This window comes from Syntrophomonas sp. UBA1041 (assembly GCF_002316705.1).
Taxonomy (GTDB): domain Bacteria; phylum Bacillota; class Syntrophomonadia; order Syntrophomonadales; family Syntrophomonadaceae; genus DTU019.
Genome location: NZ_DCEA01000048.1, coordinates 13,603 through 13,909 on the forward strand (window position 1 = coordinate 13,603; position 307 = coordinate 13,909).

Below are 307 nucleotides of genomic sequence, written 5' to 3' on the forward strand. Positions count from 1 at the left end.
CAGCCTGAGTCCCGGCGCAATGAGATTGTCAATTTTATTAAAAGCGGGCTGGAGGACCTGTGTGTTTCCCGAACCACGTTTAGCTGGGGTATTCCGGTGCCTTTTAATAATAAGCATGTGGTATATGTATGGTTTGATGCTTTGATCAATTATTTGACTGCCGTCGGCTATTTGCAGGATGGAGAGCAATTCAGAAAGTTCTGGCCTGCCGACGTGCACTTAATGGCCAAAGACATTGTTCGTTTCCATGCGGTAATTTGGCCCACCATGTTGATGGCTCTTGATCTTCCCCTGCCGAAAACGGTCT

1 protein-coding gene is annotated in these 307 nt (G+C 47.2%); it reads left to right on the top strand.

Annotation, left to right across the window (positions count from 1 at the left end; translation table 11 throughout):
• Positions 1-307 (top strand): class I tRNA ligase family protein (locus tag B2633_RS07340; RefSeq protein ID WP_483169950.1); only part of this gene is annotated, 307 nt, incomplete at both ends.